Annotated in this window: 10 protein-coding genes; 4 read left to right on the top strand and 6 right to left on the bottom strand. The window is 64.6% G+C overall.

The genetic code is table 11. From position 1 onward, the window contains the following. The 4 genes from AB1609_12615 to AB1609_12630 form a co-directional block, all read left to right on the top strand. Positions 1 to 479, top strand: a 479-nt coding sequence (locus AB1609_12615) for a thermonuclease family protein (GenBank protein ID MEW6047303.1), incomplete at its 5' end; no start/stop codon positions are given. A 4-nt stretch (positions 480 to 483) separates the two neighbouring features. Further along, the gene (locus AB1609_12620; GenBank protein ID MEW6047304.1) at positions 484 to 756 is read left to right on the top strand and encodes a lamin tail domain-containing protein; all 273 of its coding nucleotides are present in this window, start codon (positions 484 to 486) and stop codon (positions 754 to 756) included. 23 nt (positions 757 to 779) lie between these two features. Next, complete coding sequence (locus tag AB1609_12625; GenBank protein ID MEW6047305.1) at positions 780 to 1496, top strand: DUF4145 domain-containing protein; 717 nt, start codon at positions 780 to 782, stop codon at positions 1494 to 1496. Between the two features lie 425 nt (positions 1497 to 1921). Then, positions 1922 to 2602 (top strand): hypothetical protein, encoded by a 681-nt coding sequence (locus AB1609_12630; protein MEW6047306.1) that lies wholly within the window; start codon positions 1922 to 1924, stop codon positions 2600 to 2602. 530 nt (positions 2603 to 3132) lie between these two features. Here AB1609_12630 and AB1609_12635 read toward each other — a convergent pair. The 6 genes from AB1609_12635 to AB1609_12660 form a co-directional block, all read right to left on the bottom strand. Next, complete coding sequence (locus AB1609_12635; protein MEW6047307.1) at positions 3133 to 3636, bottom strand: DUF1937 family protein; 504 nt, start codon at positions 3634 to 3636, stop codon at positions 3133 to 3135. 77 nt (positions 3637 to 3713) lie between these two features. Further along, positions 3714 to 4103, bottom strand: coding sequence for a hypothetical protein (locus AB1609_12640; GenBank protein ID MEW6047308.1), 390 nt, complete (start codon positions 4101 to 4103; stop codon positions 3714 to 3716). After that, positions 4093 to 4689 carry a hypothetical protein gene (locus tag AB1609_12645; GenBank protein ID MEW6047309.1) on the bottom strand — a complete coding sequence of 199 codons (597 nt, stop codon included), beginning with the start codon at positions 4687 to 4689 and terminating at the stop codon, positions 4093 to 4095. The genes AB1609_12640 and AB1609_12645 overlap by 11 nt, the downstream gene beginning before the upstream one ends. Beyond that, the gene (locus AB1609_12650; GenBank protein ID MEW6047310.1) at positions 4686 to 5225 is read right to left on the bottom strand and encodes a DUF5662 family protein; all 540 of its coding nucleotides are present in this window, start codon (positions 5223 to 5225) and stop codon (positions 4686 to 4688) included. Before AB1609_12650 ends, AB1609_12645 begins: the two co-directional genes overlap by 4 nt. Next, the gene (locus AB1609_12655; protein ID MEW6047311.1) at positions 5222 to 6541 is read right to left on the bottom strand and encodes a hypothetical protein; all 1320 of its coding nucleotides are present in this window, start codon (positions 6539 to 6541) and stop codon (positions 5222 to 5224) included. Before AB1609_12655 ends, AB1609_12650 begins: the two co-directional genes overlap by 4 nt. A 164-nt stretch (positions 6542 to 6705) precedes the next feature. After that, on the bottom strand, positions 6706 to 7051 hold a 346-nt coding region (locus tag AB1609_12660; GenBank protein ID MEW6047312.1), incomplete at its 5' end, for a hypothetical protein.

The following is a 7051-nucleotide window of genomic DNA, read 5'->3' on the forward strand; positions in this document are numbered from 1 at the left end:
TTGCCTCCCTCGCCGCCTTTGCCGCCCCCTCACCTGCCCACCTGCTCGCCACCGTTGTCCGTGTCGTCGACGGTGACACCCTCGTCGTACGCCTCGATGGCCGCGAGGAGACGGTACGGCTCATCGGGGCCGACACGCCGGAGACGGTCCACCCCACGGTTGGCCTCGAGCCCGGCGGGCCCGAGGCGAGCGCGTACACAAAAGCGCTGCTCCCGCCCGGTACCCGCGTGAGTCTCGAGCTCGATGTCGAGCAGCGCGACCGGTACGGCCGACTGCTCGCGTACGTCTACCTGGCCGACGGCCGGATGATCAACGCTGAACTCCTGCGGGCCGGATGGGCGCAGCTGCTCACGATCCCGCCCAACGTCCGACACGTCGAGCTGGCTGCAGCGGGAGGCCCGCGAGGCCGGCCGGGGCCTGTGGGCCGAGTCGCCACCCGCCGCCCCAGGGACCGGCGGGGTTCGGATAGCGAGCGTTGACCTCGTGGCGGAGGAGGTCGTCCTCGTCAACGAGGGCACGAAGCCTGTGGATCTGTCGGGCTGGGTGCTCGTCAGCGTGACGGGCAACCAGCGGTTCACGTTCCCGGCGGGCACGGTGCTCCGGCCCGGTGGGCAGGTCGTCGTCCGGTCGGGGCCGGGCGCGACATCGGGGCCAGGGGTGCTCGTCTGGACGAGGGCGAACGTCTGGAACAATCAGGGCGAGCCGGCGGAACTGCGCGACGCAACCGGACGACTGGTTGCTTGGCATTCGCGATAGCGCCTACTCGGGGGTGAAATGGGGTGCTTTCGGCGTCGGGGAGTTGGCAATGCCCGTTCTGCAAGTCCTATGCCACGATTCGCGAGCGCGATAGCAAGAGGTGGCATCTCGACCTCGATCTGCCCAGCGCCGACGGCCATCATGTCCTGCTAATCGACTACATTGTGTGCCCGAACGATGCATGTCGGAAGTTCACCCTGACCGCCATGATGGCAAAGGTGGGGTCGGCAGATGATCCCCGTAAGTGGAAACTGGTTCCACAGCCTGACGCGGCCCCTTTACCGGATTACGTTCCCCAAGCGGTTCGCGAGGACTATTTGGAAGCGCACGCCATCAAAGAACTGAGCCCGAAAGCCGCGGCCACTCTTGCACGGCGCTGTCTCCAGGGGATTATCCGGGACTTCTGGGAGGTGAGCCGCGACCGACTGATCGATGAGATCAGGGCCATCCAGGACAAGGTCGATCCGTTAACTTGGCAAGCCATAGACGCGGTTCGCAAAGTCGGCAACATCGGGGCCCACATGGAGAAGGACGTGAACCTGATCATCGACGTGGAACCTCACGAAGCTGAGCAGCTCCTGGCCCTCGTCGAGATGTTGGTTCGCGATTGGTACGTGGCGCGCCACGAGCGGCAACGCATGCTGAGCGCCATCGTGGAAATGGCGGAAAGCAAGGAGGCCGCGCGGAAGAAACTATTCGACACTCAGGCGGAGGGGCAATCCGGGGACGCTGTGGGGTAGAAGGCAACTTCCCTACGCCACATACGGCTCCTGCGGCCGGCCGGAGCACGCCATCCGGCGCGGCGAGCTCTACCTCGTCATCACCCCGGACAGACTCGCGAGCTGGGGCGGGGCGCGGTACGTGCGGAGGCTGCACTCCGCCCACACCGCGCAGGAAATCCGTGTGCTCGACCGGGACGGCCGGGTGCTCGCGGAGTGGCGGCCGGAACAGGCAGCGGCCGGGTGAGGGCGGCGGCCTCGAGCTCGCGGCGGATGGCCGCCTCCAGGGGGACACTGCCTGCGGGCTGCAACCCATGCCCTCTTGTGACGATTCCTGTACTGCGGTGGTTCGTAACGACAGACATGGCAGGAACATCCACCGCCAGGGTGGTATGATAGTGGCGGAACTAGGATAGGGGTTACCGTCGTTACAGGAGGTGACAAAAATGACGCCTGTTGCCAGCGCGGTGGCGTATGCGTTCTGGCTGCCTTTTTTCCGCGTGCCCGCATTGAGGTTTTGGGAGATTCAACTTGCCAAACTGTCGGAAAGCATCGAAGAGGCACGCCTGCAGTACGATCTTCTGGTGTTTTCTCGCCATATCTCAGCGTGGATAGCTGCCGTCGAAAAAACGCCATGGGAGAAAAGGTCGCAACTATCGGACACAGTGCCGATCCTTGAACGCATGGATGGTCGGTTCGAACAATTCCTTGCAGAGCGCGGAATGTACTTGTCGCCGCAAACCCGAAAGGCAGTTCAGGATTTTCAGCAGCTGATCCGCCGTCTCCTAGAACTGATCACGAACCCCGACGCCGTGACCAGTGCCGCGGATGGGACCAGCAGGGCTATGAAGCGGGATACGTATTGGAACCTGTTTCGTGGATTCGTGTGGGAGGCGAAGGTAGCCGTCATTTTCCTGTGGATGACGGGAGCCATCTTTGGAGCCGCAGGATTGGCTTCCGGGCTCGGTAGGACGCTGTACGGAATCACGCCAGCCATCGGAGCAATCGGAGCAGTTTCGTTTTTCGCCTTCGCCCATTTCCAGTATTTCAGCAAGCCTCACATCTGGACTCCGAGCTACTGGAACGAGCCTATCCATGACCATCGAACAACTTCTGGCCGTGCTTAGGAACGAGCCATTTCTCACGGCTTGGCTCGCCGTCACCTTTGTGGCCATACGGGCCTATACCGCGCTAGCGCAAACTGGCCACCCTGCGGCAACAGGATTAGGCTACTTGATCGCAGCCGCAATCATCGCCCCCTTTGTCTACATCCTTGGACGCATGTCCGTCGCTCGGCGCAGGGCGAAGGCGATTCAGCCTGCGCATAATACGGGCGAGCCTACAGGGGGAGCCGCCTCGGAGACAGAGGCACTCGCTCGGGCGGAGGGCAAGCGGGGAGAGATCTAAACCACGCTCGAGCTCATCCGGGTGGTCGACCTCCCGGGGCGGGCAGGCGGCCTAGACCCGGGATGTACGTGCGCTCTATACGTGCGGCTCGCAGACCTATGTGCGCCGCACGTACTTACGCGCATGGCGGGGGCATCGAGCGCCCGCAAAGCCCGTCGTGGCTCGGTTCGGCGAAATATGACGCGTCATATCCTGCATTCTGGCCGACCCATCACGCGGCCAGGGCCGCAGTCGCGCCGCGTAGCTCATCTCAGGCCTTCGCACGCCAGACCATCTCCTGCCGGTCGGGCCAGTTCATGCCGTTCCCCTTCCAGGGCTTGCACATCAAGCAGCCAGCCCTAGCCTTTTTCGACCGGCCCCGCTTCCACTTACGCGGCTTGGGCATGCACCTCATCCCCCAGGAGCTCGAGTTCCCCCGGCCCCACTCGTACACGGGTATCCCCCGTCGCCGCGCCTCTTCCACCTCCGCTCGGGCGCCGGCGGACTCCCGCCAGCCCGGGACGAGGACGACGAGGTCGCAGCGGCGCAGGATCTCTAGGTCACCCGCGAGCCAGTCGGCGTCCTCTCTGATGCCGTCGAAGAGCATGGTGTTCAGGTGGGGGCAGATGGCGATGTAGCCCATCCGCCACAGATCCATCGCCACGTCGCGGGCCCGCATGATGTTGGCCCAGATGCCGGGGGGGGTTGCGGCGCGGTACGGGCCTGAGACGTAGGCCACCTCGCGGCGCAGGGGTGGAAGGTGCTCAGGCTGCACGGTGCTTCTCCCCTTCCAGCCGCCCCCGCACCCGACGAAGGATACGCTCCGAGCCCTCGTCCGTCATACCCGCTACCTCAAACAGCGCGGCAGACCAGTCGCACAACGCGGTCGTCCTTCGGGCCTGCCAGTACCTCAAGCGGGATCTCGGGGACGGGCTCATAGGCAGCCTCGAACTGCTCCGGCGTCAGCACCTTCCGCGAACCGTCCGGCTCCGTCACCACCCAGTCGCCCGGCATGACCAGGCATGCGCCCAATGCCGTCCTGATGTAGCCACACGTCCAGAATTCATCCGCGCTCTTAAGGCCCCTAGCCATCGCCTGGGCAAAAGCAACGTCAAGAGAGTCCGTGCTGCCCTTCGTGGGCAACACGCCCGGTACTGGCTTGTCCGGCCACCACTGCTCGGCCTCGACGATGACCGGCTTGAGCCGGTACTTCCGCCTACCCTGGCTCGCGTCATGCTGCACTGCGCTCGGCCTCCCCGTTCTCTCCCGCCTCGGCAAGTGGGAGCGTGAACCAGCCTCGCCTCACCATTCGCGCGATCAGCGCGTAGTTCGTCAGGTCGGCCCAGGAACCGCGTACCGACTCATGCCTGGGAGCTTGGCGCCGGGTCAGCAGGTTCTCCAGCCGCCGCACCTTGTCGTTGGCCCGGACGACGCAGCCAACCTGACCAAAGTCGAGGATATTCGCAGCAGAATAATCCCGCTGCTTCGACGCCATCAGGTCGCGCAGCGCTGTCAGGCTCTCCTCCGGCCGCTTGCCGTCCACGACCGACAGAGCCGACAGGGCCAGGCCGGCAAGCCGCGCCCACATGGCGTCAGTCTTCGGGTGGCGCTCCCAGAAGCAGGCGCGCAGCCACGACCGCAGGCCTCGGCCGGGCCACAGGCGCACACGGAGCCAGGCCATGACGGGCAGCGCGTCGAGCAGGTGCTCTTCCTGGCACGGGTCGAAGCCGTACATGTGCGCCACGTACTGGTAGCGCACTGCCTCGGCGAGCGCGTCCACGGCGACCAGATCGAACGCTTCCTCGAACGTCTGCGGGGCCTTGCTCATGCCGCCTGCCTCCTCGCTTCTGCCTCCTCAACGGGTCTGCGCCACCACTCCTGCTCAGACATCCAGCGAAGCAGCTCCTCTACCCGTTCCCGAGTTCGTGGTGCCAGGAGCAATTGATGCTTGTGCGCCTCGTACCAGCGCAGCGTGTCGGGCGTCCCCTGGGCGCGCCCGGCACCGACCCAATCGGCTACCATCTCCCGGATGGCGGGTTCGGGCATCTCCAGCAGCTTCGGCGGCCCATAGTCCATGACCATCGCCCAGTGCTGCCAGTGGTGGCCATTGCGACGGACATGCGACAGCCACGCCTTGTCAAATGAGCCCCCAACCACTGCGGCGTTGTAGTATCCCGTAGCATCACGCTTGATCGAGTTCGGCCCGTAGAAGTGCTCGATGTAAGGGAACCACTCGGATGGCAAGAACTTGCTCCAGTCGTGCAGGATGGCCCGGCGAAGAGGCACTCCGAGCCGCAGGCACGCCACGAACACGTACCACTTGTGGCGAAGCACATAGCGCAGGTAGCGCAGATGGGCCATCATGCCGCGCGCTCACCCTCCCTCGGCAGGATCGTCCCGAACTCGGGCCACCACAGGCGACTCGGCACGATCTTCTCGTCGCCCGGCTCGTACAGATTCAGCTTGTAGCGCCAGGTGATACCCTGCTTTGCGTGCACTCCGAAGAAGTGCTGGACAGGGCGGTTCACCAGCCGCTTCTCCCGCATGGAGTACTCGTTACCGCCTACCCACGACCCGTTCACGATCTCCTCGCCCGTCGGGGAGTCGATGGCACCGGCGTTGTGGAAGTGACCGAGCACCAGGTATTCGTAGGACTCCCGAATGCTCGCCAGCATCTTCGTGTATCCAGCATCCGCCCGGTTCACGCCGTAGAAGGGGATCCCGTAGGCCAGCGACGACTTGATCTCGTCGCCGTGGATGAGCAAGAAACGGTGCCCCAGCACCTCGCGGATCGTCCAGTGAGCCGGGGGAACGTGCCAGGAGATGCGGTCGCGATAGTTCGCGAGCTGCAGGCTCAGGATGTAGTAGAACAAGATGTCGCTGTTGTCAGTAAGCGGCGCCTCGCCCCGCTTACCCTCGCGCCCATGGTTGCCCAGGATCCCAGCGATCTCGATGCGCTCGAACACCTGCAAGAGGGACGTAATGGCCTGGGCGAACACGTACACCCCGAACATGAGCTGCTGCAGTTTCTCCGTGTCCACGTGCCACGCCTGACCTCGATACACCAGCACTCCCTCCGTGTTGTCACCCAAGAACCACAGATGCAAACGGCGAATCGGATAGGCCCGCTGGTGGAGCCGAGCGATCCGCATGATCTTGCGAGCCCAGCGTTGCGCCCGAAGCTCGAACAACTCGCGGGAGTACGCCCCGAGGCCGCCCATACGAGCGGGATCGACAAACTGGCCGATTTGCTGATCCGAGACGAGTGCCACCGCCTCTTCGGGGTCGCCGTCGCCCACGGGCACGGAGTAAAGGGGAACGTCGCGGCGGACGAGGGGAGGCACGATCTCTCGGATCGTGTCAAGCACGGCCTGGAGGGAGCTCAATTCGCGGCTGGAACGGGAAGGTGGGGCTGCAGCCATCGAGGCCGGACTGGGTGACGGTTGGGGTGGAGCTGGTGGCGGTGCTGGCCCCTCGCCTCTCCCCCGCCGTACCGTCAGACTCGTCCCCCTGGGGTGCGGCGATCGTACGCCCAGCCTCGCACACTGGTACCGCAGCGTGCTCCGGCTCACGCCGTAGATGCGCGCCGCGCCCAGCTCGCCGTGCGCGGCGACCAACCGCTCCAGTTCATCTTTGGCCGGCGGCCAGGCGGGGCGAGGTGGCGAGGCGGCATCACTCATCGTCGACGACACTCCCGTCGAGGGCATGTTGGCGCAAAGGAGCGTACGCCTCGATCTCGCAGAGCAGCCCTCAGGGCATGACGAGGCGGATCGGCATGGTGTACTCCTGATCGTTGAGCACCAAAAGCGGCTGAGAACGCCGTGCAGGGCAGGTACGACCCAGACTACTCGGAAGAGAAGAGGCCAACGACCGCAAGCGCGAGCATTACCAGAGCAGCCGTCATGAGCCCAAGCACAAGAGCCGCACCGTGCCGGACGAGAGCCGGCATCGCGGCTGCGGGGAGGGCCAGAAGAAAAGCGCTCACGATGAATGTGGTCCCCAGTACCACGATGAGCACCTGCCCCAGCCTTCCGCGGAAACCCTCGGCATGCTCGACAACCCTTACGTGGTGCGAAACCTGGCGGACATACTGCTCGCGGACCTGATCGACCTGAGCGAACTTGTAGCCGAAGCTTCTGAGGTCGTCGATCAACGTCTTCAAGCGTTTGAAGAACTCTGGAGGACGGCTC

The organism is Bacillota bacterium (genome assembly GCA_040754675.1).
Classification (GTDB): domain Bacteria; phylum Bacillota; class Limnochordia; order Limnochordales; family Geochordaceae; genus Geochorda.

What these genes read in the sequence shown, in the direction of transcription:
- AB1609_12630 (MEW6047306.1), top strand. Translation starts at nt 1,922, where the DNA reads ATGACGCCTGTTGCCAGCGCGGTGGCGTATGCGTTCTGGCTGCCTTTT.
- AB1609_12650 (MEW6047310.1), bottom strand. Translation starts at nt 5,225, where the DNA reads ATGATGGCCCATCTGCGCTACCTGCGCTATGTGCTTCGCCACAAGTGG.
- AB1609_12655 (MEW6047311.1), bottom strand. Translation starts at nt 6,541, where the DNA reads ATGAGTGATGCCGCCTCGCCACCTCGCCCCGCCTGGCCGCCGGCCAAA.
- AB1609_12645 (MEW6047309.1), bottom strand. Translation starts at nt 4,689, where the DNA reads ATGAGCAAGGCCCCGCAGACGTTCGAGGAAGCGTTCGATCTGGTCGCC.